Source organism: Streptomyces sp. NPDC030820 (assembly GCF_055572075.1).
Window position 1 is genome coordinate 377,704 of sequence record NZ_JBVIEB010000001.1, and the last position, 24,168, is coordinate 401,871.

General features: G+C 71.2%; 20 protein-coding genes and 1 pseudogene. 4 read left to right on the plus strand and 17 right to left on the minus strand.

Annotation, left to right across the window (positions count from 1 at the left end):
* The first annotated feature begins 133 nt into the window (after window positions 1–133).
* A complete protein-coding gene (locus ACZ418_RS01740) occupies window positions 134–1,117 on the plus strand; it encodes a hypothetical protein (RefSeq protein WP_468355328.1) in 984 nt (327 codons plus the stop codon).
* Between the two features lie 234 nt (window positions 1,118–1,351).
* On the opposite strand, the gene ACZ418_RS01745 is transcribed toward ACZ418_RS01740, so the two are convergent.
* The 6 genes from ACZ418_RS01745 to ACZ418_RS01770 all read right to left on the minus strand — a co-directional run bounded on the left by ACZ418_RS01745 (window position 1,352) and on the right by ACZ418_RS01770 (window position 6,702).
* Complete coding sequence (locus ACZ418_RS01745) at window positions 1,352–2,362, minus strand: FkbM family methyltransferase (RefSeq protein ID WP_468355331.1); 1,011 nt, start codon at window positions 2,360–2,362, stop codon at window positions 1,352–1,354.
* 331 nt (window positions 2,363–2,693) lie between these two features.
* A complete protein-coding gene (locus ACZ418_RS01750; protein ID WP_468355334.1) occupies window positions 2,694–3,449 on the minus strand; it encodes a class I SAM-dependent methyltransferase in 756 nt (251 codons plus the stop codon).
* A gap of 78 nt (window positions 3,450–3,527) precedes the next feature.
* The gene (locus ACZ418_RS01755) at window positions 3,528–4,691 is read right to left on the minus strand and encodes a glycosyltransferase family 4 protein (protein WP_468355337.1); all 1,164 of its coding nucleotides are present in this window, start codon (window positions 4,689–4,691) and stop codon (window positions 3,528–3,530) included.
* An 11-nt stretch (window positions 4,692–4,702) separates the two neighbouring features.
* On the minus strand, window positions 4,703–5,476 hold the full coding sequence (locus tag ACZ418_RS01760) for a WecB/TagA/CpsF family glycosyltransferase (protein ID WP_468355340.1): 774 nt from the start codon (window positions 5,474–5,476) through the stop codon (window positions 4,703–4,705).
* Window positions 5,476–6,471, minus strand: a complete 996-nt coding sequence (locus ACZ418_RS01765) for an NAD-dependent epimerase/dehydratase family protein (RefSeq protein ID WP_468355343.1) — start codon at window positions 6,469–6,471, stop codon at window positions 5,476–5,478. The genes ACZ418_RS01760 and ACZ418_RS01765 overlap by 1 nt, the downstream gene beginning before the upstream one ends.
* Before the next feature lie 105 nt (window positions 6,472–6,576).
* Window positions 6,577–6,702, minus strand: a complete 126-nt coding sequence (locus ACZ418_RS01770; RefSeq protein ID WP_468355346.1) for a hypothetical protein — start codon at window positions 6,700–6,702, stop codon at window positions 6,577–6,579.
* 251 nt (window positions 6,703–6,953) lie between these two features.
* Between ACZ418_RS01770 and ACZ418_RS01775 the strand changes: the two are divergent.
* Together ACZ418_RS01775 and ACZ418_RS01780 are read left to right on the plus strand one after the other, a co-directional pair.
* Window positions 6,954–7,544: pseudogene (locus ACZ418_RS01775) on the plus strand (sugar transferase); the annotation flags it as partial.
* Between the two features lie 587 nt (window positions 7,545–8,131).
* The gene (locus tag ACZ418_RS01780) at window positions 8,132–9,109 is read left to right on the plus strand and encodes a methyltransferase domain-containing protein (protein WP_468355349.1); all 978 of its coding nucleotides are present in this window, start codon (window positions 8,132–8,134) and stop codon (window positions 9,107–9,109) included.
* A gap of 15 nt (window positions 9,110–9,124) precedes the next feature.
* Here ACZ418_RS01780 and ACZ418_RS01785 read toward each other — a convergent pair whose 3' ends face one another.
* From ACZ418_RS01785 to ACZ418_RS01800, 4 genes are all read right to left on the minus strand, one after another.
* Window positions 9,125–10,663, minus strand: coding sequence for an FHA domain-containing protein (locus ACZ418_RS01785; protein ID WP_468355352.1), 1,539 nt, complete (start codon window positions 10,661–10,663; stop codon window positions 9,125–9,127).
* A 35-nt stretch (window positions 10,664–10,698) separates the two neighbouring features.
* Window positions 10,699–12,039 carry a vWA domain-containing protein gene (locus ACZ418_RS01790; protein ID WP_468355354.1) on the minus strand — a complete coding sequence of 447 codons (1,341 nt, stop codon included), beginning with the start codon at window positions 12,037–12,039 and terminating at the stop codon, window positions 10,699–10,701.
* A gap of 95 nt (window positions 12,040–12,134) precedes the next feature.
* Entirely contained in the window at window positions 12,135–13,487 is a 1,353-nt protein-coding gene (locus ACZ418_RS01795) for a PP2C family serine/threonine-protein phosphatase (RefSeq protein ID WP_468355356.1), read from the minus strand.
* Window positions 13,488–13,490: 3 nt separating this feature from the next.
* Complete coding sequence (locus ACZ418_RS01800; protein WP_468355359.1) at window positions 13,491–15,836, minus strand: serine/threonine-protein kinase; 2,346 nt, start codon at window positions 15,834–15,836, stop codon at window positions 13,491–13,493.
* Here ACZ418_RS01800 and ACZ418_RS01805 point away from each other — a divergent pair.
* Window positions 15,796–16,089 carry a hypothetical protein gene (locus ACZ418_RS01805; protein WP_468355362.1) on the plus strand — a complete coding sequence of 98 codons (294 nt, stop codon included), beginning with the start codon at window positions 15,796–15,798 and terminating at the stop codon, window positions 16,087–16,089. The genes ACZ418_RS01800 and ACZ418_RS01805 overlap by 41 nt on opposite strands.
* Window positions 16,090–16,108: 19 nt before the next feature.
* Here ACZ418_RS01805 and ACZ418_RS01810 read toward each other — a convergent pair whose 3' ends face one another.
* The 7 genes from ACZ418_RS01810 to ACZ418_RS01840 all read right to left on the minus strand — a co-directional run bounded on the left by ACZ418_RS01810 (window position 16,109) and on the right by ACZ418_RS01840 (window position 24,165).
* Window positions 16,109–17,383, minus strand: coding sequence for a hypothetical protein (locus ACZ418_RS01810; protein WP_468355365.1), 1,275 nt, complete (start codon window positions 17,381–17,383; stop codon window positions 16,109–16,111).
* Between the two features lie 42 nt (window positions 17,384–17,425).
* Entirely contained in the window at window positions 17,426–18,460 is a 1,035-nt protein-coding gene (locus tag ACZ418_RS01815) for a glutamate ABC transporter substrate-binding protein (RefSeq protein WP_468355368.1), read from the minus strand.
* 14 nt (window positions 18,461–18,474) lie between these two features.
* A complete protein-coding gene (locus ACZ418_RS01820) occupies window positions 18,475–19,911 on the minus strand; it encodes a hypothetical protein (RefSeq protein WP_468355371.1) in 1,437 nt (478 codons plus the stop codon).
* A gap of 169 nt (window positions 19,912–20,080) precedes the next feature.
* Entirely contained in the window at window positions 20,081–21,064 is a 984-nt protein-coding gene (locus tag ACZ418_RS01825; protein WP_468355374.1) for an N-acetylglucosamine kinase, read from the minus strand.
* Window positions 21,055–22,320 carry a 6-phospho-beta-glucosidase gene (locus ACZ418_RS01830; protein WP_468355377.1) on the minus strand — a complete coding sequence of 422 codons (1,266 nt, stop codon included), beginning with the start codon at window positions 22,318–22,320 and terminating at the stop codon, window positions 21,055–21,057. The genes ACZ418_RS01825 and ACZ418_RS01830 overlap by 10 nt, the downstream gene beginning before the upstream one ends.
* Window positions 22,321–22,327: 7 nt before the next feature.
* Window positions 22,328–23,221 (minus strand): carbohydrate ABC transporter permease, encoded by an 894-nt coding sequence (locus ACZ418_RS01835; RefSeq protein ID WP_468355380.1) that lies wholly within the window; start codon window positions 23,219–23,221, stop codon window positions 22,328–22,330.
* 2 nt (window positions 23,222–23,223) lie between these two features.
* Window positions 23,224–24,165: a carbohydrate ABC transporter permease gene (locus ACZ418_RS01840; RefSeq protein WP_468355383.1), complete on the minus strand. Its 942-nt coding sequence runs from the start codon at window positions 24,163–24,165 to the stop codon at window positions 23,224–23,226.
* Window positions 24,166–24,168 lie beyond the last annotated feature (3 nt).

Genomic DNA, 24,168 nt, shown 5'->3' on the forward strand with positions numbered 1-24,168 from the left:
GCTCAGTGAACTTCCGGAAAACCCTCGACGCGCAGGCTGCCGCCCCGGAGGCGCGGTGAGTACCCCGCCTGTCACCGTCGCCATTGCCTTCGCACGGACTCCGCAAGCGCAGAGTGCACAAGTCAGGGGCCGGGTGGGCGAGCCCGTGGCGTACACCTACTACCGCTGCATGATCGTCGCTTTCGCCTCTTTCCGGCGTTTCAACCCGGACGCCGCGCTCGTGCTGGTGACAAATGAGCTGCCGCCCGAGTCCTTCGCAGGCCATTTGACGGACATCGGCGTCGAAACGCTCATCACACCGTTCGCGCACCGTCCGCCGGAGGGATTCGGGCAGGGCTGGGCGAGTTCTCTCTTCCTCTTCGATGCGATGGCGTCACTGCGTGACCGGGGCGGCACACAACTGTTCAGCGACCCGGACCAGATCTGTGCAAGGCCGCTTGAGAGACTGCTCGAGGTCGTGGGCGACTCCGTCGGGGTCCAGGGGGAACGCATCGAGGACCTGCAGAAGAGCTCATCGGACATGCTCGGCCCGTACCGGGAGCTGTGCGCGCAGGTTCACCCGGAACTGGGCGAGGGGAGCGCCGAACACCCGGTCTTCGGCGGTCACTTCTATCTCGTGCCCGAACGGTGGGCGCCGGCGCTGTTGGAGCGGGTCGAGCGGGCCTGGTGCCACTCGCTGGACCGTCACGCGCGGGGACTGCCCCATCTGTGGACAGACGAGCACTTCATGAACTACGCGCTGCGTGGCGTACCTTGGGTGGAGACCAGCGACCTGGTGCGGTCTGTGCCGACAGCGCCTTGGCGGCGGTTCCTGACGGATCGGGAGACGATCCTCGGTCTGACCCTCTGGCATCTGATCCATGAGAAGGACCTGGGCTTCCAGCGGCTGTACCGGGACGTGGTGGAGCCGGGGTCCTGGTACTGGACCGTGTCGGCTGACGAGTTCCGTGAACGAGTCGGCGCGATCATGTCGATCACTCGACACACGCCCCAGCGCACACTGCTCAATGCCACGGGTGACCTCGTCGAGAAGCTCACGACCGAGCGCATGCAGCACCGGTTGAAACCGCTGTACACGCGGATGGTCCAGCTGTTCTCCTCGATCCGGCCGGTCTAGCCTCCCGGGACAAAGCCGTTGGTCAGGTCGCGGGTGCAGCCAGGCGGCGTTGATGGCGAAGCGGCGGGAGGGAAAGCGGCCGAATCCGGTGGACTTGCCGCAGCGGATGCGCTCGGCGGGCGCGACCCGTCAGGCCTCGCGCTGCGGCACGTCATGCTCGGTCCTCTGGCTGCCGACGAAGGAGACCAGCTCCTCCGGAGCGGTCTCGGTCACTTCACCCAGAGGACCTCCGGTTCACCCGCCGCATTCCCAGGCAAGCCGGATCGAATCCGGCAACAGTGCCTCGTGTTCGGGCCGAGCCACGGAGAGCAGGTTGCGCGCATGCGCGTGGCCGTTCGGCAGGCCGACCAGTGTTCTGGCGTCCACACGGCGTAGCTGGCCGCACGGCTCGTCGATCGCGTAGACACGGCGACCGTCGGCGAAGAGCGCATCGAGTACATCGCCGGGGCGCGCGCCGCAGCCGCGGATCAACTCCGGCACATACTCCGAAAAGACCGTGGTTCCCGCACCTGCCAGGGTGGCGGCGGCCCCGTCGAGGACGTACGGCTCGTAACCCTCGACGTCCATCTTGATCACATCCGGCGCGGGCAGCCCGTGCGCCTCGATGTAACTGTCGATGCTGACCAGCGGCACGGTCACCGTCTCGCCGCTGGGGGCGTATCCGGCGGTGCCGGCGGTGTGGCCGCCACTGTTGACCGCCGACAGCCGCAGGGTGAGCTCACCCGGACGGGCACCGACCGCCGCCGCCTCGACGCAGACCCGGTCGGCGCAGCCGTTGAGCTCCAGATTGCGGTGCAGCGCACGCAGGTTGGCGGGTACCGGCTCAAAGGCGGTGAGTCGCCCGCCCCGGGGGAGCCGGACGGCACCCAGGCAGGCGTACAAACCGATGCTCGCCCCGACATCAAGGACTTGCATGGAGCGGGCCGTCAGGGTTTCGAAGAGGTCCAGCTCCAAGGCCTCGACGCTGCCGGAGACCAGCTCGACGGAGATGGCACGCTCGCCTTCGGCCATCGTGAACCGCAGTCCCCGGTACGGTACTTCGGCGCCTGGCACATGCGCCGGAAACGCCAGACTGTGCATCGCTGCCGAAAGTCTGGTGGTGAGCCAACTGCCGCTCAGCGGTGTGCCGCGCACGGCACGACGGCCCGTCCAGATGAGGGCACAGAGCGCCCGCTGGCGCGCCGTGACCGGTCGGGTGGGCCGAGGTGGGGTGCCGGTCCAGCTCGTCCGGGAGTCGGCGCTCATCGCAGGGCCCCCGGCGGGCACGTGTGGGCCCCAGGCACCGCGAGGTCGTGGTCGCCAGGGCCGGGAGTGCCGGTGTGCAGGCCGACCATTGGCACCCGGCAGACCGGGTTCGCTGCCGGCCCGCCGCCGCGGTCGGTGTCAGGCGCCTTCGGCATGCGGACAAAGACCGGCAGGCGGCCCGCCCTCCCCCCATCGGTCTTTGCGGCTGACTTCACTTTGACGAGTCCGTTCATGCAGCGATAGTGCTGTATCGCCGGAGTGAAAACTCGTCCCGACACGTCGGTTCGGCCAATTCTGATTTTCAAATCGGGTTTCGATGAATTTCCACCGCTCACCGGACGGAGGCGTGGCTGCCCTTCGCGACGATCCCGATCATCATATTGCCGGCCCTGTTCAAGGGGGTCAGTGCCCCATAGATGATTCTTGCGCCGAGCAGCCGGTAGCGGCGGGGGAGGATTCTGTTCACTGCCTTCCCGACGACCACATTGTGATCCCACACCCGATGTGGCACCACAACTGTTCCCTCGTCCACGAGATAGCTCATGGCGGCCTGTTCAAGGACGGAGCGATTCCATCGGAAGACGTAATTTACGACATCCCCTTGCTTCTCCCATTTGGTTCCGATGATTCTTCCCACGAGACCTGTGTGCGGCTCGATCACGACGACCGCCTTGCGGGCGACCCGCAGCATCTCGGTGAACCCCAGAACCGGACGTGGCAGATGATGAAGTCCGTCCTGTACCAGCACCAGGTCATAGCTCGAATTCGGGATTCCTGCCATGTCCTCTGCGTTCAACGACACGACCTCGATGTCCGGAGCGAGCCGGCGGCACACGGACAACGCCTCCTCGCAGAGGTCGCTCACAGTCACGTCCTTGAACCCGAAGTTCCGCAGGAACACCCCTTCTCCGCCGACACCGCCGCACACCACCAGCACGCTTTGCCTGCCACGGTCCAACAGACCGTGTTTGGCCAGTAGTTTCATGGCGATCAGCATGCGCCGGTCCCGGAGGAATCGGGTCAGAGGATCACTGGTAACGTGAAATGACCAATAATCCTCGTCCCGCTCACCGCAGATCTCGGTCATGGCGGCACGCTGCAAATCCACTCCGCTTGTCATTCACTTCCTCCTGCTCGCACGGTGACCCGCACATTCATGTGAGACTCAGCCCTCGGTAATTGCGAGGCCGTCCACACCTCGCATGGTCCTTTCGGTGCCCAGGAGTTCCGCGTACAACGCGGTCATGCGACCCGACCATGCCTGCTCGGTGAAGTGGTCCGCATACACCTGGCGGCATCGGGAGCGCAGGTTCGGGAACCGGTCGGCTGCCATGGCCAGGACGGGGGCGAGAGGCCGGTCCCAGCGAGTCACCAGGCCTGTGCCCCGTTCACGTACCGACTCCGCCACCGAGGATCCCTCGAAGGCCACGATCGGCAGCCCGGCTGCCAGGGCTTCGACCTCGACGCAGGGCGCGCACTCGTACCAACGGCTGCAGAAGATGAGGCCGCGCCAGGACGGCATCCTGCGCTGCAGTTCGGCGCGGTCGAGGCGGCCGAGAAAGCGGACCGACGGGGGCGCCGCGGCCCGGCAGGTCGCGAGGAGCTCGCCGTCACCGACGACGTCCAGTGGTTCGCCCTCGGGCCACAGGCGGAGGAGTTCCAGGACGCCCTTCTCAGCCGTGAGGCGGGCCGCGACCAGCCAGCGGCCCGTGTCGTCGGGTCGCACCCCGCCGTCCTTCGGGGCCTCGACGAAGTTGGGGACGAGGACGAGACGTTCGGGGGGAACTCCCGCGCGCAGATAGATGCGCCGGCTCAGTGCGGACAGCACCACCAGCCGGTCGGCCCGGTCCAGCAGCGGGTCCGCCGTCGCGCCGCGTCGTCCGGCCCAGGCCAGCGGGAGCGTGGCAAGGCGGGAGTTGCGATAGCAGCCGTGCCGCAGACCCGCCCAGCGATCGCCGTCCAGGCAGCGCGTGCACTCGGCACCGCCTCGGTAGAGGGTCGCCGCGGCGCACGTCGGGCGGTAGTTGTGCAGCGTCGCGACCAGTGGCCCGGCCCACTCCTTGACCCAGGACCGCCCGAAGTTGGGGAAGAGGTTGTGGACATGCACCACATCGGGTGCATAGGCCCGGAGCCGGGACAGAGGGTTGCTGCCCCGTCCGGTGGCCACACGCGCGGCGGCCCGGAGCGGGTAGAGGGGGTCCCGGGCCAGCTCGTCGGTGTGGGCGGCGAACAGCTCAGCCTCGTGACCCGCCGCGCGCAGCGCCCGAAGCTGGTCGTGCACGGCCTCGTTCTCGCCGCTGGGCTGCCCGGACGCATAGAAACTGTGCACGATGGCGATTCTCACGACGGATGCCCCTCGTAGGTGAGCCGTGGTGGGCGCAGGGCGACGCGCGCCAGATAAGAGGGGTTGTTGCGGAGATAGCGGCGCCACAGCCGACGCGGCTCCTTCGCCAGACGGTACGCCCACTCCAGGCCGGCCTGCTGGATCCACCGCGATGCCTGGGGCTTGAGGCCGGCGTGGAAGTCGAAGGCTGCGCCGACCCCCAGCAGGACCGGAGCCTCCAGTCGGTCGCGGTGTTCCGCCATCCAGAGCTCCTGCTTGGGCGTGGACAGTCCCACCCAGACCAGATCGGCGCCGGAGGCGTTGATGCAGGCCACCACCGCCTCCGACTCCTGCGCTGTGAGCGGCCGGTAGGGCGGCGAGTACGCACCTGCGATCTTCAGCCCGGGGATCCGGCCGACCAGCCGCTCACCGAGGAGTTCGGGTACGCCCTCGGCACCGCCGTACAGGAACGAGGACCATCCCCGCTCGACGGCCTTTTCGAGGACGGCGAGCATCAGGTCGGGGCCGTAGACGCGGCGCATCCAGGGCGCTCCGGCACGGTGACCGGCCCAGACCATGGGCATGCCGTCAGGCACGGTCAGGCCCGACGCGTTGTGGATGCGGCGGAGTGCCGGATCGCGCTGCGCCTCCATGACCCCATGTACTCCAGTGACACAGACGTATGTGCGCTCGCCGGTCTCGATCCAGCGAGCGATCTCGTCGAGGGCGGTCGGCGGGGTCACCGCGCTGATGCCCACGCCGAGCACGTCGACGCGGGGATGACACTCCATCAGAAGGCCCTGGCGTCGCCGTCGAGCTCTGCCTTCACCTGGTCGTACACCCAGCGATAGGTGACCTCCAGCCCGTGGAGCAGGGAGGTCTCCGGCTCCCAGCCGAGTTCCTTGCGGATACGGGTGTTCTCGCTGTTGCGGCCGCGTACACCGAGGGGTCCCGGCACGTGCCGGTGCTCGAGCGTGACGCCGGCGATCTGCTCCACCAGCGAGTACAGCTGGTTGATGGAAACCATCTTGTCCGAGCCGACGTTGAGCGGTTCGGTGTACTCGCTGCGCGTGAGGCGCAGGGTGCCCTCGACGCAGTCATCGATGAAGGTGAAGCTGCGCGTCTGCTCGCCGTCGCCCCAGATCTCGACGGCGTGCTCGCCGGTGAGGACGGCGCGCGCGACCTTGCGGCAGGCCGCGGCGGGAGCCTTCTCCCGGCCGCCCGCCCAGGTGCCGTAGGGGCCGTAGATGTTGTGGTAGCGGGCGGTGCGGGTGGCCAGTCCGTAGTCCTCGCGGAAATGGCGGGCCATCCGCTCGCTGAAGAGCTTCTCCCAGCCGTAGCCGTCCTCGGGCATGGCGGGGTAGGCATCCTCCTCGCGCAGCGGGAGCACGTCGCTGGTGATCTGCTTGTCGGCGGCGTACACGCAGGCCGACGAGGAGTAGAAGTACCGGCCGACTCCCGCGTCCCGCGCGGCGAGGAGCATGTGGGTGCTGGACAGCACCGAGAGCATGCAGGCGGCCTTGTTGTTCTCGATGAAGCCCATGCCCCCCATGTCGGCTGCGAGGTGGTAGACCTCTTCCGCGCCGCCGTCCAGGATTTGGCGGCAGGAGTCACGCAGCGACACATCACTGATCACGTTCACCGCGTCGTCGTGAATCTGATACCACTCGTCGATCGGCTTGCGGTCGACCGCTCGCACGCTCTTGCCCTCGGCGAGCAGAGCTCGCGTGAGGTGTCCGCCGATGAATCCTCCGGCCCCCGTCACCACTGCGTCGATACAGGCCATGGGTCGTCTCCTGAGTCGGTCGAAAGATTTCTGACGAAGACCACAATCGGCATTGAATTGTCCTTGGTTGATAAGACGCGCCGAGCAGGCCTGCAAGTCACAACATCACCAGAACAGCATGTGCAGGACTTTGCCGCCCGGGCGCAATTCAAGCGCGGTGCGGTCGTACGCGACTACGTGGTCGAGCGCGTCCGGCTCCGGGACCCGCCGCCCGGTCACTACCGCACGCATGCACCTCCATTCGGCCACGCCGTCCAAGGTCGGACGGGGCAAGTTCGCAGTGTCACTTCCGAAGCTCAGGTTGATGTCGTGTATCTATCTATTACTGACTCATGCGCTAATTGGGGCATTGAGTGCGTAGACATGCCTCGGGATAAGGGCGTTTCACCTGTTCAACCCAAAGGAGTTACGAGATGGCAGTATCCGCTGTAGAGACGGCTCACCATGGGTCGGTATTGAGGCGGCACACCCCGTGGACGAGCCGAGCGATCAAACGGACCGTCGACGCGGTGGGGGCCACCGTGCTGCTCCTGCTGTTGGCGCCGCTGTTCCTGGTGGCCGCCGTTGCCGTGAAGGTCGACACACCGGGCCCCCTGCTGTTCCGCCAGAGGCGAACGGGCTGGCGGGGCCAGGAGTTCGAGATGCTCAAGCTGCGCACGATGCGAGTCGGGTCCGAGAAGATGCGGACGTCCATGGCGGCTCGCAACGAGTCCGACGGGCACCTGTTCAAGGTCCGTGACGATCCGCGCGTGACCGCGACCGGACGCTGGTTGCGCCGCTATTCCCTGGATGAGCTGCCGCAGTTGGTCAATGTGCTGAAGGGGCAGATGTCCCTGGTCGGTCCCCGGCCGCTACCGGTCGAGGACTCGGCGTTCACCGGGGAGGCGCGCCATCGCCTGCGGGTGCGGCCGGGACTCACCGGACTGTGGCAGATCAGCGGCCGGTCCGACCTGGCATGGGAGGAGGCCGTTCGCCTGGACCTGCAATACGTCGACACCTGGTCCCTCAAGCTGGACCTGGCGATCCTCTTCCGTACCCTCCCTGCGGTGCTGCGCGGTAGCGGCGCCTACTGAGTGAGCAGGCGGCCCCGGCGACGCACGGTGCAACTTTCTGGACCCAGGCCCGGCGAACCTCCCGGCACCGGCCTGCTGAGGCCTGCTGAGGCTTCCTGGTCCGCGGCGTATGACGCGGGTGTCCGGGGCAAGCGGCCGACGGGCGGATCCACCTCGCGGCTGACGTGAGCAACCGGCTGCGTCCCGACGCCCCGAACAATCCCGGCCCGCTGCTCCGTCACGTTCCACGGGCGGGGCCGCAGCACGGATCAGGAACCCGCCGGCGACGTCACCGCGGTGACCGTCGGCCGGCTGCGCGAGGTGGTCACCCGACGGGTGGGACGGGGCTGTGGCGGCCGGGCGACGCGGGCATCCTCGTCGCGATGGACACCGGGTGCACTGCCGGTCTCCGATCCGGTCGCGCGCGGGTGTCCGGGGGCGGCTGCACCCGAAGGTCCGTCACCCGTGGACCGGGGCGGGCCGGGTTGCCGGACGCGCCTCCTGTCCGACCTTCCGCCCGACGTGAACGGACCGCCCGCAGTTCACGACTTCCTGGACCGCGGCCCGGCCCGCCCGTACCGCGGACCCGCCGCCCCTACTGTGGACCCATGGGCGCCTACGACACCGAGACCGGCCCGCTGGCCGCCGCCGCACGGGACGCGCTGGTGCGGGAGATCGACGACGAGGGGGCCTGGGCCGGGGACCCGGTGTGGCGGGAGGCGTTCGCGGCCGTGCCCCGGCACCTGTTCGTGCCGTACTACTACGTCGCCGGGCCGCGCGGCTACGAGCGCCGCTGGGGCGAGAGCCCGGACCCTCAGGCTCGCGAGCGCTGGGTGCGCGGCGCCTACGAGGACGTTCCGCTGGCCACCCGGCTGCGCGACGGCGAGCTGGTCTCCTCCAGCAGCCAGCCCTCCCTGATGGCGCGGATGCTGGCCGCGCTGGAGGTCGAGGACGGCAACCGGGTCCTGGAGGTGGGCGCCGGCACCGGCTACAACGCCGCCCTGCTCGCCCACCGGCTCGGCGACGACGACCTCGTCACCACCGTCGATCTGGAACCGGAGATCACCGAGTCGGCCCGCCGGCACCTGGAGGCGGCCGGATTCCACCCGGCCGTCGTCACCGGCGACGGCGCGCGCGGCGTGCCCGAACGCGCCCCGTTCGACCGGATCATCGCCACCTGCGAGCTGTCCACGGTCCCGCGCGCCTGGCTCGCCCAGTGCCGACCCGGCGCCCGCATCCTGACCCCGCTGGCCACCGGCCTGCTCGCGCTCACGGTGCGGGACGCGACCCACGGCGAGGGCCGCTTCCTGCCCACCGCCGCCTTCTTCGTACCGCTGCGCGGCGACGGCAGGCGAGGACCGGAGGGCGTGTCGCTCGCCGGGCTGCCGGGCCGGGCCCGCGAGCAGGAGACGTTCCGCTTCCTGCTCGCGCTGACCCGGGGCACCCTCGATCCGCAGGAGGCCTACGCGCTGTGGGAGCGCGAGGGCGAGCCGGAACGCGAGCGGTACGGCGTCACGGTCGGCGGAGAGCACACCTGGGCGTGGCTGGACGACCCGGAGGGGCCGTACGCCTGGCCCCTCCCGTGACCCTCCCCGGTGTGCTCAGGCCCGGCGGATGGTGATCGTCGTCCAGGCGCCCACGTGCACCCGGTCGCCGTCCTGCAGCGGAACCGGCACGAACGGCTGGATCGGTTCCTCGGACATGTTCACCGTGGTGCCGTTGGTCGAGTTCTGGTCGACGACCGCCCAGCTGCCGTCCGGCTGCTGCACCAGCACCGCGTGCTGGTGGGAGACGCCCGGGTCCTCCGGCGGCACCGACAGGTCGATGTCGGGGGTGTCGCCGGTGGAGTGCCGGCGGCGGCCGATGGTGACCTGGTTGCCGCCGAGCGTGCGCTGCTGCTCGGGCGAGTACGCGGGCAGGTTCAGGCCCGCGGCCTCGGGGCCCGAGCGCTGCATCATCGCCATGAAGTAGTCGCGGTCCGGGCCGATGGTCGCCGTCCAGGTGGTCCGCTGCTGCGGGAAACCCGCGCCGGGCGGGGCCTGCGTGGCGCCGGGCTGCGGGTAGCCGTACCCGCCGCCCTGACCGCCACCGGGGCCGCCGGCCGGGCCGGAGGCCGACGGCGGAGAGATCACCCAGTCGTCGTCACCGCCGAAGCCGGGGCCGGGGGACTGGGGACCGCCCAGACCCGGGGGCGGACCGCCGGCGGCGGGCCGGCCGGTCTCGCGCGGGAACGCGGGCGGAGCGGGCGGCCCGGACTGCTGGAACGCCTGTGGGGCACCGCCCGGACCGGCGGGCGGAGTGGGGCCGGGCGGCGGCGGTACCGGACGCGAGGGGTCGCCGCCGAAGCCCGACGGACCGGGCGGGCCGGGGGGAGTGGGGCCACCCGGGCCGGAGGGCTCACGGCCGAAGGGGCCACCGGGACCGGACGGCTCACGGCCGAAGGACGGCGGACCGGACGGACCACGGTCGAAGGACGGCGGACCGGACGGACCACCGGGCGCGCCGGGCCCCTGGGGCTGACCCGGGCCGCCGCCGAAACCGGAGGGACCACCGGGACCCTGCCCCTGACCGCCGCCGAAACCGGAAGGACCACCGGCACCCGGGCCACCCTGACCCGGGCCGCCGAAGCCGCCCGGACCGCCCGGCCCGGACGGACCCGGTGAGGTCGGCGGGCCCGACGGGCCGCGCTCGCCGGCGAACGGCGTCGGGCCCGACGGCTCGCTGCCGAAGGACGGGATCGGCTCGGCGGGCCGGTTCATCTGCGAGGGCCGCGAGCCCTGGTACTCGTACCCGTCATTGCCGCCGTAGGTCGCGCTCGGCGGCTGGAACCGCGGCTGCGGCTGGCGCGGCGCGGCCGGGGTGTACGAGGTGGCCGTGTTGGTCAGGAAGTTCCACCGGCACTCCTCGCAGAAGGGCGCGCCGCCCTCGCGGGGCGTACGGCACTGCGGGCACAGCTCCGGCTCCGGGGCCGCGGCGGCCGGCGGGCGTCCGCCGGCCTGGGTGCCCTGCGGGGGCGGGAAGCCGTAACCGCCCGCGGGCGGGGGCGGCGGGGGCGGAGGTACGGCACCGGCCATGCGGTGACCGCAGACCTCGCACCAGTCGTCGGAACCCGACTGGTGTCCGTTCGGGCAGGTCGGCATGTCGGTGCTTCCCCTTCTCCGGATGTCCTACTGGGTCACTTCTTTACACGAACAGTCTTTGTGGACCGGGTCTCCAGAGTCATCTCGTCCGCCTCTGCGACCTTCGTCTTCAACCGCACAGTACCTGTCGCGGCATCGACCACGTCCACCACCTTCGCAAGCAGTTTCGCAGTATCCGCGTTCCCGGAGGCGTTGGCGAGCTGAACCGCACGCCCCAGTTTGGCCGTTGCGCCATCGAAATCGCCCGCCTTGCGAAGATCGAGCCCTTGCTTGATGGCTTGTGCCAGTTCGGCCTGCCCGGTGTAGTGGGCGACTTGGGGGTTGATCGAGGTGGAGGCCGCCATGTCGTCGGTCCACACCGCCCGTACGAGGCCCTGCGCGCCGAGGTTCTGTACCGATCGGTCCGCCTGCGGCACGACCAGGGAGACGCGCGCGGCGAGCATCTCCTGGCCCAGGCCGGCCGCCGGGACCGATACGCACAGGTGGTAGTCGCGGGACTCGTCGCCCCAGGAGCCGGTCGGGTAGTCGCCGGCGCGCGGCCCGGCCTCGGTGCGGCGGGCGGTCAAGTCCTCGACGGTGGGCGCGACTTGCTTGACGAACCGGATGGTCGTGCCGACCGGCGTCCACACTCTGAGCGAGACGTCGGCGACCTCCTTGCCCATCGCCGTCTCCATCATCCGCGTGAAGTCGGCGGCGAGACCGGCCGGGTCGGCGACGATGTCGGCGGTGCCGAGCAGCGCCGAGGCGATCCCTGTGACTTCTTTCACTTCCCAGTCGGTGCCCACGCCCCGCGCGTCACAGGTGAACCGTCCGGCACACGCCTGAAGCGCCGCCCTCAGATCCTCCGGCGACTCGTGCTCGTTACGGCCGTCGGTGAGCAGGATGCCGTGCCGGATGGTGACGTCCGCCGAGTGCAGCAGCCGGTCGGCGAGCCGCAGCCAGGTGCCGATGGCCGTACCGCCGCCCGCGCTGAGCTTGCGCAGCGCCTGCTTGGCCTGCTCACGGGTGCCGGGGTCGGCGACGGCGAGCCGTCCGCCGCCCGGATAGACCTCCTTGGCCACATGTGTGCCGCCGATCACCGCGAAGTGCGTGCCGTCGCGCAGGGTGTCGATGGCGGCGGCCGTGGCGTCCCGGGCGTTGCGCATCTTGGTCGGCGGGTAGTCCATCGAACCGGAGCAGTCGACCATCAGCGCCACGGCGGCCGAGGGGCCCCGGCCCCGCGGGTACAGCGGTGCCGCGGCGCTGCCGACCGTGCCGCTACCGGTGGCCGTCACGGTGACGATGGCGTTGACCTCGCGCCCGCCCTCCGGCAGGTACTCGTTCTGATAGACGTCCATCGAGAACTGCGGCACATGCGACTTCGCGAAATTGGCCATGCGTACTCAAATCCCCCTCGACCGCCCTGCCGATGCAGGACGATGGCTGTGAACGGGCCGGTCCCCTCCGGCCGGCGGCCCCAGACCTCGGGCCCTCAGGCCGATCCTGCCCCCTGCGGCGGCGCAGGGAACGGCACGACGGCCACTGTTACGTTGTCGTGGCCCCCGCCGTCCAGGGCGTGACCGACCAGGACCCGGGCGCTGTGCAGCGGACGCTCGGCCGCGTCCGGCGGTACGACCTCGGACATCTCCTCGGCCGTCTCGGCGTAGTTCCACAGGCCGTCGGTGCACACCACCACGACCCCGGGCCGGTCCGGCTTGAAGGAAGCGGTGTGCGGCTCCAGTTCGTAGGCGTCCGCGCCGAGCCAGCCGGTGATCGCGTGGGCGCGCTCGTCGGCGTACGCCTCGGCCTCGCTCATCAGGCCGGCGGCGACCATCTGCGCGGCCCAGGAGTCGTCCTCGGTCAGCCGGGCCGCCGGCGCGCTGCGGTCGTCCGGCACCCAGTAGACGCGGCTGTCGCCGACCCAGCCGACGACCAGCAGCCCGGAGGCGACCACCGCGCCGACGATCGTGCAGGCCGGGGAGTTCTGGTGCGGGGCGTGCTCGCGGGCCGTGGCGGGTTCCTCGGCGAGCGCGTTCACGGCCTGTGCGGCGGCGACGATCGCCTCGTGCATGGCGGTCTGCGGGTGTGTGCCGCGCGGCAGGGCGGCCAGCAGCGTGTCACCGGCGGCCTGGGACGCGGCGGATGACGCGTCGTCGGGGCGGGTCGCGGATGACACGCCGTCGCAGACGATCGCGAGGGCGGCGGGGGTGCCGTCGGGCAGCGCGGTGTGGCCGACGGCGAAGGCGTCCTCGTTGCGGTGGTGGCGCAGACCCCGGTCGCTGACGGCGGCCACCGGGCCCGACTCCCGCTCCATGTGGTCGCGTTCGCGGGGCTGGGCGTGCCCGCAGTTCTCGCAGTAGCCGTCGCTGTCCACCCGGCCGGCCCGGCAGGCCACGCACATCTGCGCGGCCTCCTCCGGCACGGCAAGGCTCTCGGCCACCCGCGGGTCGGGCGCCTGCAGCGGGTACTCCTCGGGCTCAGCGGGCCGGTCGAAGCGCACCCCGGAACCGGCCGGCTGCGGTACGTGCCCGTGGCCGTGCGGGTCCGTACCGGACTCGTGCCCGGGCAGGGGTGCGCCGCCGGAGTCGGTGCCGGGCAGGTCGGCCGGCAGGTGCGGCGCCTGCGGGGGGCCGGAGCCGTCCGGTTCGGGGGCGGGCCAGCCCACGCCGTCGCCGGAGGAGCCGGTCGCGGAGCCGGTCATGGTGAGCGTCGGATGATCCTGCGGCGGCGCGGGTACGACGGAGAGGTCGTACCCGCACGCTCCGCAGAAGAGGTCACCCGGCTCGACGGGCTCCGCGCAGCTCGGGCACTTCGACAGTGCGGCCTGCTGGGGCATCTGCGACATCAACTACACCCACGTCCGGGGGCGGTAACGGTTGGCCCGTTCCACCAGCTCGATCCTCTCCTCGCCGCCGGTCGCCAGCCGGGCCAGCGTGCGGTAGGCGCGCTCCAGGCCGAAGCGGAGGCCCCGCTCGTCCAGACCGCTGCCCAGCAGCACCCGCCCGCCGGCGGCGGGCGGGGTGCCCTGGCCACCGGAGAGTATCCAGTCCAGCGCCGAGCCGAGGACTTCCACCGACAACTGCTCGCGCCGCGCCGGATCCAGACCGTACGCGTCCAGCGCCTCGACCTGCCCGGCGGCGGCCGTCAGGTCGTCCAGGAACGGTACGTCACCGGCGGTGGCGGTGCGCTGTCTGAGCCGCGCCCGGACGGCGGCGACCCGGGCGGCCGTGTAGTGGATGGAGGACTCCGGCACCGACTCCAGGGTCCGCACGGCACCGTGCCGGTTCCCGGCCGCGAGCTGCACCCGGGCGAGCCCGAAGGCGGCGCTCACATAACTCGGGTCGGTCGCCCACACCAGGTGGTAGTACTCGGCCGCGTTGTCCAACTGGCCCAGCACCTCCGCGCACAGGCCGAGCGCGAGCTTGGGCGCGGCCTCGCCGGGGAAGGCGTCGTAGATCGCGTCGAAGGCGAGCGCTGCGCCCTCGAAGTCGCCGGTGACCAGGGCGGCCACGCCCCGGTACCACACCACCCGCCAGTCGTCGGGCCGCTCCTCCTCCAGCTTGGCCAGGCTCATCAGTGCGGCCTGGTGGTCGCCGCTCTCCAGCCGGGCGCGGATCTGCCGGAGCCGGGTCTCCACGGTCTGCGCGGGCGCCGCGTCCAGCGCGCTGATCAGCTCGGCCGGGGCGGAGGTCATCAGGCCCGCCAGGAAACCCGCGTTGGGGTCACCCGGGTCGACCAGCGGGACCGGCAGGGCGAGCGCGGTGGCGGGCGTGTCGACGGGCTTGACGAGCGCGGGCGGGAGCGGGGCAGGGGCACCGGAACCGGCCGTGCCCGGCGCGGACACGGTTCCGGGCGTCCCCGGCGCGAGCGCACCGGCACCGGCGGCCGTGCCCGGGGCACCGGCGGGAGCGGGACCGGCGGGGGTGCCCAGGGCTCCGGCGGCACCGGTCGCCGTCCCCGGAGCCCCGGTGGCCCGCCGCTTCCGGCTCCGGGCCTCCCGCGCCCCGAGCAGCGAGACGTCCCCGTCCAGCCTAGGGAACAACTCACGGTCGATGACCCTCACTTCGGGCCCGAACAGCGTCGACAGCGCGGGCCGCGCCTGCCCGGTCTGCAGCGAGACCACCTCGCGCAGCACACCGGTCAGCTGCTCGGCCATCTCCTGCGCGGAGGCGAACCGGCGGGCCGGGTCGGGGTCGGTGGCGCGGACGAGCAGCCGGTAGTAGGACTCGTAGCGGCGGAAGACGTCGATGGTGTCCGGATCGGGCAGCGAGTCCGCGTAGACGTTCGTGTAGCCCTGGAAGTCGAACGTGAGCACCGCGAGCGTACGGCCCACCGTGTAGAGGTCGCTCGCCACCGACGGGCCGACCTCGGCGACCTCGGGCGCCTGGTAGCCGACCGTGCCGTAGATCGCCGACTCGTCGTCGTCCATGCGGCGCACGGCGCCCATGTCGATCAGCTTGAGCTGGTCCTCGGTCTGGATGGCGTTGTCGACCTTGAAGTCGCAGTAGAGGAGGTTGCGGCTGTGCAGGTGGCCGAGGGCCTCCAGCGCCTCGATGCCGTACGCGCAGGCCTGCTCCACCGGCAGCGGGTCGCGTCGGCCGTCCGGCGTACGGCGGGCGTTGGCGATCTCCTTCAGGGACTTGCCGCCGACGTACTCCATGACGATGTAGCCGTCGAGGGAGCCGGTGCGCTGGTCCAGATGCTCCACGAAGTTGTAGATCCGCACGATGTTGGCGTGCTCGATCTCCGCGAGGAAGCGCCGCTCGGAGATCGCGGCCGCCATCGCGTCCTGGTCCCCGGTGTCCAGCAGACCCTTGAGCACCACCCACCGGTCGGAGACGGCCCGGTCCACGGCGAGATAGATCCAGCCGAGCCCGCCGTGCGCGAGACAGCCCACGACCTCGTACTGGCCGTGCACGATGTCGCCGGCCTTCAGCTTCGGCACGAAGGAGTACGGGTGCCCGCACTTGGTGCAGAAACCTTCCGTACGGCCGGGACGGTCACCCCGCGCGCGCCCCACCGGCGCCCCGCAGTCCGAGCGCGAGCAGAACCGCTTCCGCTCCGGCACCTCCGGGTTCTCCAGCACCATCGCGCGCGGGTCGGGCCGCGGCACCTGCGGCACATGCACCAGACCGGCGCCCAGCCGCCCCCGGGTGGAGGCGCCGGAGGAGGAGCCGGAGCTGCGCACCGACACCGAACGCCCGCTGGAGCGGCCCGACAGCGACCGCGACAGCCGCCCCGACACCGAGCGGTGCGACCTCGACGACTGCGAGGACGTGCGCGAGCTGCTGCGCGAACTGCCGCTGTCCGCCGCGCCCCTGGTGATCCCGGTCGCGGGCGAGCCGACCATGCCCCTCGCCGACACCACCGGCGCGAGCCCGCAGGTGTCGCAGTACAGCTCGCCGCCGCCGACGTCCTCGTACGCCCCCTCGCAGCCCGGCCGCTGACAGGACTGCCCCGGCTGACTCATGACTGGTCCCCCTTACGGTCCTCCGGCGCGCCCGCGCCACCGAGCAGCTCGGCCGCCAGCTGCTGGTAGCGCAGCACGGCCTGTTCGGCCACCCGCAGGTCGCAGGGCGCGCTCCACAGCATCCGGCGGGCCGCGTCGTACCGCTCGACCAGGAACGGGTCCTCCGCGAGCCCGTGCCGGGCCACCTTCGCCTTGTACGCGTCGAGCCGGCCGCGCAGCTCGGCGCGGACCGCGAGCGGCGCGGTGACCGCGGTCAACGACTCGCGGGCCCGCAGCAGTTCGTCCTCCGCCTTCTGCTCCAGGGACTCCAGGAGCGGGGAGAGCCGGTGCCACTGGCCCTGCCTGCGGTACTCGGCCGCCGTCGCCAGCTGCTCCTGGAGCACGGTCGGCGGGCCGCTGACCACAGGCACCTCGGTCGCCGCGATCTTGGCCAGCACCTCGCCGCGCGCGGTGCGGGCCTCAGCGAGGGTGCGGTCGGCGCGCGAGAGCACGTCCCGCAGCCGGATCAGCCGCGCCTCCGCGTCCTGCCGGACCGTCAGCACGGCGTCGATCTCCCGGCGCACATCCTCCAGGGCGCGCGCCTCACGGTCGTACACCGTGGTGTCCGGACGGCCGCCGCCGGGCGCCGAACTGCCCTCCGCCGGCACCCAGAAGGCCAGCGGGTCCGATACGACGTCTTCCCTGAGCCTGGTCAGCGTGCGGGTGATCCGCTCCAGGTCGTCGCCGGAGGGGTGCTCGCCGGGGCGTACGCCGACGGAGTGCGCGAGCTTGCGGGTGCGCTGCAGCTCCGCGGCGAGTAAATCGATCCGGGCGGGCAGCGCCGACCACACCGCGTCGCAGGCCACGACCAGGTCCAGGCTCGTCGCGTACAGCTCGTTCATCCGGTCCACCAGGCCGGACAGCGAGAAGGACTCGCTCAGCGTGCCGTTCCCGGCCACGGTGACGGACTCGCCGCGCAGCAGATCGGTCAGCTCCACCAGGTCGTCGCGGCTGGACCAGCGGCGCCGGGCGCGGATCTCGCGGGCGGAGCGCAGGGCTGCGGCGTAGGCGTCGAAGTACCCCCACAGCAGGGTGATCCGCGCCTCCGTGGCCTGCCAGCGTTCCTTGGTGACACCGGTCAGTTCGGCGCCTTCGAGGAGTCTGCGGCCCGCGTGGTCCTGCAACGCCAGCAGCGAGGTCTCGATCGCCTCGTGCTCCTGGCCGAGCCGCGCCAGCGCACGGTCCACCTCGTCCCGGTCCATCACCGGCCCGGCGGGGTCCGTGACGCCCATCGATCACCTCTCGCTGCTTTCGGGTTTCCGGTCGGATGTGGCTCAACTCGTGCGCAGATACTGCGGCGCGGGTGGCTTGGATGCGCTGGAGTCCTTCCCCAGTGTCGCCGACAGCCACCTGTCGTACGACGCCTGCCAGCCGCCGGTGCGGTAGCCCACCAGAATGCGATTGACCCGGCGTACCAGATCGGAGGCGTCCTTCTTCATCGCCACGCCGTAGTACTCGGTGGTGAACGCCCCGCCCTTCAGTTCGACGGTCGGGTCCTGCGCGGCCTGGCTGGCGGCGAGCGCGCCGTCCGTCACCACCGCGTCCACCTCGCCGAGTTGCAGCCTGACCAGGCAGTCGAGCTGGTTCGGGACGGTGGTGGAGATGTCGGTGGAGGAGGGCAGGGTGCCGCCCTTCCGGTCGGCGTCCAGCTTGGTGTACGCCGTCGAACCTGCCGCCGTGCAGATCCTCTTGTGCGCCAGGGTGCCGTTGTAGCCCGTGATCGACGACGACTTGGGGGCGAGGACCTGCTGCCCGGTCTTGAAGTAGGGCGCGGAGAACGCCACCTGGGACAGCCGGTCGCAGGTGATGGTCATGGTCCGCACGACCATGTCCACCCGCCCGTCCTGTATCGCGGAGATCCGCTGGCTGGTCGGGATCGCCTTGAACTGCACCGCGTCCGGGTCGCCGAGGATGTCCTGCGCGATCCGGTGCACCAGGTCGATGTCGAAGCCCTCCAGCTCCGCGCCCTGGGTGTTCGGGTTGCGGTAGCCCCAGTGGTAGCTGTTCTGGTCGACGCCGACGATCAGCTTGCGCTTGGCGCCCGTACGGGCCTTGATCGCGTCGATCGTCGGGCCGTCCGCGCCGGACGGCGACAGGGTCTGGTTCTGCGCCTCGGCGGGCTTGCAGTCCGCGGCGCGGGCCTGCATCCCGTCGGCGACGGCCTGACCGGTTTGCACCGGGCGGTGCTGCGGGGACTGCTGGGTGCACGGCAGCAGCAGGACGAACGCCAGCGCCAGCGCGCACAGCACCGCCATCGCGCCGACCCCGCCCCAGCCCCGCAGGGAGGCCCGTACACGTGCCGCGTACATCGTCATGCCCCCTGTCACCGGTACTCCGAAAGCCTGCGGCCGATGCCGAACAGGCCGCCGGCCGCGCCGAGCACCGCGAGCACGGCCGCGCCCACCGGCAGCCCGGTCATGGCGTCCCGGCCGTCGCCGGCGGCCTGCTGGAACTCGGTCTGCTCGTGGTCGATGGCCCGGGCGAGATTGGCGTCGACGCTGTCGAAGCACTCGCCGGTGGCGCCCTTGGCGCCGATCACCTTGTCCAGCGCCTGCTGGTAGTTGCCGTCCTCGTCCTCGGTGCGGGCCGCGGTGTGGCGCTGCTTCCACACCGCCATGTTGCCCTCGGCGGCCTTCACCGGTGCGCTGCCGCCCTGGTCGTCGGCGAGCTTCGCCGCCCGGGTCAGGCCCTGGCCGAGGGTGGTCATGTCCTTGTCGAAGTCGTAGTAGTACGCGTCGTACGTCCGCCCGTCGACCGTGATGGTCTCGGCGCCGCGCGCCACCAGACTCAGGTTCTCGTTCCCGCGCGCCTTCAGGGAGGCGATCCGGGCGTCGTGCAGCACGGTCAGCGAGCGGATGCCGTGGTCGTAGGAGCCGTTCAGCTCCGAGCGGGCCACGGCGTGCCCGATGACCAGCCACAGCAGGGCGACCGTGGTGGCGGCGGAGGCGGCGACCAGGCCGTGGTTGAGGACGCGGTTGGTGCGCCGGTAGGTGCGGTGCTGGGCCCACCCGAGCGCGGCCAGCGCGAGCACGCCGAGGCCGATGGCGACCCACGGATACGGCGTCGCGTCGCCGTAGTCGGCGTCCAGCCGCTGGTTCTCCTTGGTGTAGAGATCCTCTGCCGCCGGGAGCATCTCCTTCTGCATCTTCTCGTTGGCGTACCGCAGATACGCGCCGCCGACCGGATAGCCCTGCCGGTTGTACGTCCGCGCCCGCTCGATGAGCCCTTTGTACTCGGGCAGCAGCTTGTTCAGCCGGGCGATGGTCGCCTCGGAGGCGGAGCCCGGCTCGGCGTTCGCGGCGGCCGTCACCAGCCCCGCGGCGGCGGTCCGGATGTCCTTCTCGTACCGGTCGCGGGAGGCGGCCGTCTCCTGACCGCCGGCCAGGAACCCGCTGGAGGCGGCCGTGTTGGCGTCGGCCAGCGACCGGTAGATGTCCGCGGCACCGGAACTGAGCGGCTGGCTGCGGTGCAGCACGTCGTCGGCGGCGGCCGCCCGCTCACTGGCCTGCCAGGCGGTGACCGTCCCGAACGCCACGACCAGCAGCGCCAGTACGGCCCCGATGATCCGCAACCGCCCCGGCTCGGTGGTCGTCGCGCCCCGCAGCCGGTCGACGCCCTCGGCGAACGCGGTCCGCCGGGCGGACGGCGCGGGGGAGCCGGTGGGGGCCGGGCGGACGGGCTGTGCGGGGATGCCGGGGGCGGCGGGCATGCCGGGGCCCGCCACCGGTGGCGCTGCTGTGCTCTTCGGCGGGTGTGTCACTCGACCTCCCCCATGGTCATCCGTTCGCCGCCAAGTATCGCCGCCCGGACCGACATCCGCACCGGCCTTCACTGGATCTTGATCGGATCGCAGCGTGCGCTGCCCATGAATACGCCGGGAGCATCTGTTCGGTTCCCCCGGGGGAAGGTACCGGAGCGGTGGGCAGCGGCTACCCCGCCCAGTGCCTCCGCGCCCGCTCCCGAGCCTCCCCGTCCGCCCCCAGCCGGTCCAGGCCCAGCAGGGCCGCGCCCAGCACCGGGCTCGCCGTGACCACGCGGACGTCGGACTTGGGGGCGCGGGCGGCCAGCAGGTCGCGGATGCCGTCGTCGAGCAGGGCGTGGCCGGCGGTCAGGACGCTGCCGCCCAGCAGGACCGGCGTCTCCTCGTCGAGCAGGTCCAGGCGGGTCAGCGCCACCGTGGCCAGCACCGTGACCTCCTCAGCGAGCCGGGCGACGATCGAGCGGGCCACCGCATCGCCCTCGGCGGCGGTCGCGAACAGCACGGGGGTCAGCTCGTGCCGGCGGTCGTGGCCGACGTGCTCCAGATGCAGCGCCTCGATCAGCGCGTACATCGTCGGCAGGCCGAAGTGGCCGGGCAGGGTGCGGGCGAGTGCCGTGGGCCCACCCCGGCCGTCCTCCGCGCGGGCCGCGAACCACAGCGCCTCCTCCGCCAGGCCCCAGCCCCCGCCCCAGTCACCGGAGATCCGGCCGAGGGCCGGGAAGCGCGCGGTACGGCCGTCGGGGCGCATGCCGACGCAGTTGATGCCCGCCCCGCACACCACGGCCACCCCGCGGGGCTCGGCGACGCCCGCCCGCAGGATCGCGAAGGTGTCGTTGCGCACCTCCACCGACGCGCTCCAGCCGCGCGTCTGGAGCGCGGTCGCCAACTGTTCCTCCTCGACGGGGAGGTCGGCGTTGGCGAGACACGCCGAGACATGCGAGACGGATGTGACGCCCGCGTCCGCGAAGGCCCGCCCCACCGGTTCGGCCAGCGCGTCCAGCGCCGCCGCCACCCCCACCGCGGGCGGGCGGAAGCCGCCGCCGCGGGCCGTGGCGAGCACCTCCCCGGCGGCGGTGACCACGGCCACGTCGGTCTTGCTGTTGCCCGCGTCGATCGCGAGGACACTCCCGGATTCAGGTGCGGTCAGGCCCACGCGAGGTGCTCCCGGTTGTGTGCGATCAGCTGGTCGGTGAGGGCGTCGGCGTACGCGTACTGGCCGATCAGCGGATGGGCCAGCAGGGCGCGGAAGACCCGGTCCCGGCCGCCGCGCAGCGCCGCCTCCAGGGCCAGGTCCTCGTACGCCGTCACGTTCGCGATCAGCCCGGCGAACAGCGGGTCCAGGTCCGGCACCGGCAGCGGGGACGGTCCGGCCGGGCCGACCGCGGCCTGGACCTCGATCACCGCGTCGTCGGGCAGGAAGGGCAGCGTGCCCTTGTTGAGGGCGTTCACCACCTGGTAGGGGCTGCCTCCCCCGCCCAGCAGCGCCGCCGCCAGGTCGACGGCCGCCTCCGAGTAGTACGCGCCGCCGCGCCTGGCGAGCAGCGCCGGCTTCTCGTCCAGGGCCGGGTCGCCGTACATCTGCAGCAACTCGCGCTCCATGGCGGCGACTTCCGCCGCCCGGGACGGCTTGGTGCGCAGCTCGCGCACGACCTCGTCGTGGGCGTAGTAGTAGCGCAGGTAGTAGGACGGGACCACGCCCAGGCGGTCCAGGAGGGGGCGCGCAAGGTGCAGGTCGTCGGCGATCGCCGCGCCGTGCTCGGCCAGCAGCTTGGGCAGGACGTTCTCGCCCTCCGGACCGCCCAGCCGTACCCCCGTTTCCCAGGTGAGGTGGTTGAGGCCCACGTGCGCGAGATGGACGTCGGCCGGGGCCACGCCCAGCAGGCCGGCGAACTTCCGCTGGAAGCCGATCGCCACGTTGCACAGCCCGACAGCGCGGTGCCCCGCCTGCAGCAGGGCGCGGGTGACGATGCCGACCGGGTTGGTGAAGTCGATGATCCACGCGCGCGGGTTGGCACGGCGGACCCGTTCGGCGATGTCGAGGACGACCGGGACCGTGCGCAGCGCCTTGGCCAGGCCGCCCGCTCCGGTGGTCTCCTGGCCGACGCAGCCGCACTCCAGCGGCCAGGTCTCGTCCTGCTCGCGGGCCGCCTGGCCGCCGACGCGCAGTTGCAGCAGCACGGCGTCGGCGCCGTCGACTCCCGCGTCCAGGTCGGCGGTGGTGACGATCCGCCCGGAGTGACCCTGCTTGGCGAAGATACGGCGGGCCAGCCCGCCCACCAGCTCCAGGCGCTCCGCGGCCGGGTCCACCAGGACGAGTTCCTCGATGGGCAGGGTGTCCCTCAGGCGTGCGAAGCCGTCGATGAGTTCGGGGGTGTAGGTCGAGCCTCCGCCGACAACGGTGAGTTTCATGGATGGATCAACCCTTTACTCCGGTGAGGGTGACGCCTTCGACGAACGCCTTCTGGGCGAAGAAGAACACGAGGATCACAGGGGCCATGACCAGCACGGTCGCGGCCATCGTGAGGTTCCAGTCGGTGTGGTGGGCGCCCTTGAAGGACTCCAGGCCGTAGGAGAGGGTCCAGGCGCCGGGGTTCTCGGACGCGTAGATCTGCGGGCCGAAGTAGTCGTTCCAGGCGTAGAAGAACTGGAAGAGGGCGACGGCGGCGATGCCCGGCCTGGCCATGGGCAGGACGACCTTCAGCAGGGTCCTGAGGTCGCCGCAGCCGTCCACCTTCGCCGCGTCCAGGTACTCGTTCGGGATCGTCATCAGGAACTGCCGCAGCAGGAAGATGGAGAACGCGTCACCGAACGCCATCGGGATGATCAGCGGCCACAGTGTGCCGGACAGGTCCAGCTGCTTCGCCCAGAACAGGTACATCGGGATGATGACGACCTGCGGCGGCAGCATCATCATCGAGATCACCAGCATCAGGGACAGATTGCGGCCCCGGAAGCGGAACTTGGCGAGCGCGTACGCCACCGGGATGGACGACACCACGGTCAGGACGGTGCCGAGGCCGGCGTAGATCAGTGTGTTCTTCCACCAGGTCAGGAAGCCGGGCGTGTCGAAGACCTTCCGGTAGTTGCCCCACTCCCAGGTGTGCGGGACCAGATCGCGGCTGAGCGCCTGGGTGTCGCTCATCAGCGAGGTCAGGAACACGAACACGAACGGCAGCGTGAAGAACAGCGCGGCGGCGACGCCGAGGGAGTGGACCGCGATCCATTCGAACAGTGCCCTGCGCCGGGCGGTGCGCTCGGCGGCCGCGGAGGGTGTCCTCAACTCCACCGGCTTTTCCAGTACTTGGGTCATGGTCAGTCACCTGCCTGGATGAGACCGCCCCGGCGCCGCATCAGGAACCCGGTGAACACCATCGACAGGGCGAACAGCACCAGGGCCACCACACAGGCCGAGCCGTAGTCGAAGCGCTGGAAGCCGAGGTTGTAGACGAGCTGGGGGAGGGTGAGCGTGGACTTGTCCGGGTAGCCGGGTTCGAACTGGGTGCCCGCGCCCTGGATCACCCCGGAGGCGACCTTCCCGGCGATCAGCGGCTGGGTGTAGTACTGCATGGTCTGGATCACGCCGGTGACGACCGCGAACATCACGATCGGGGAGATGTTCGGCAGGGTGACGTACCGGAACCGCTGCCAGGCCGAGGCCCCGTCCAACTCCGCCGCCTCGTACTGCTCGGTCGGTACGTCCAGCAGCGCGGCCATGAAGATGACCATGAGGTCGCCGATGCCCCACAGCGCCAGCAGGGTCAGGGCCGGCTTGGACCAGGTGGGGTCGTTGAACCAGCCCGGCGCCGGGATGCCCACCTTCCCCAGGATCGAGTTGACCGGGCCCGTACCGGGGTTGAGCAGGAAGGCGAAGGCCATGGTCGCGGCGACCGGCGGGGCCAGGTACGGCAGATAGAAGAGGGTGCGGAAGATCCCCGTGCCCGTCCTGATCCTGGTGATGAGCAGTCCGATGCCGAGCCCGAAGACGACCCGCAACGACACCATCACCAGTACCAGCCACAGCGTGTTGCGCAGGGCCGGCCAGAAGAGCGGGTAGTGCTCGAAGACGTAACGCCAGTTCTTCCCGCCGCTCCACGTCGGCGGCCGAAAGCCGTCGTAGTGCATGAAGGAGAAATAGACCGTCGAGATCAGCGGGTACGCGAAGAAGACCGCGAAACCGATCAGCCAGGGCGACATGAAGGCGAGGGTTCGAAGCGCCGACCGGCGGCGCTTCGACGCCGGAGTGACCGTACTCATCGG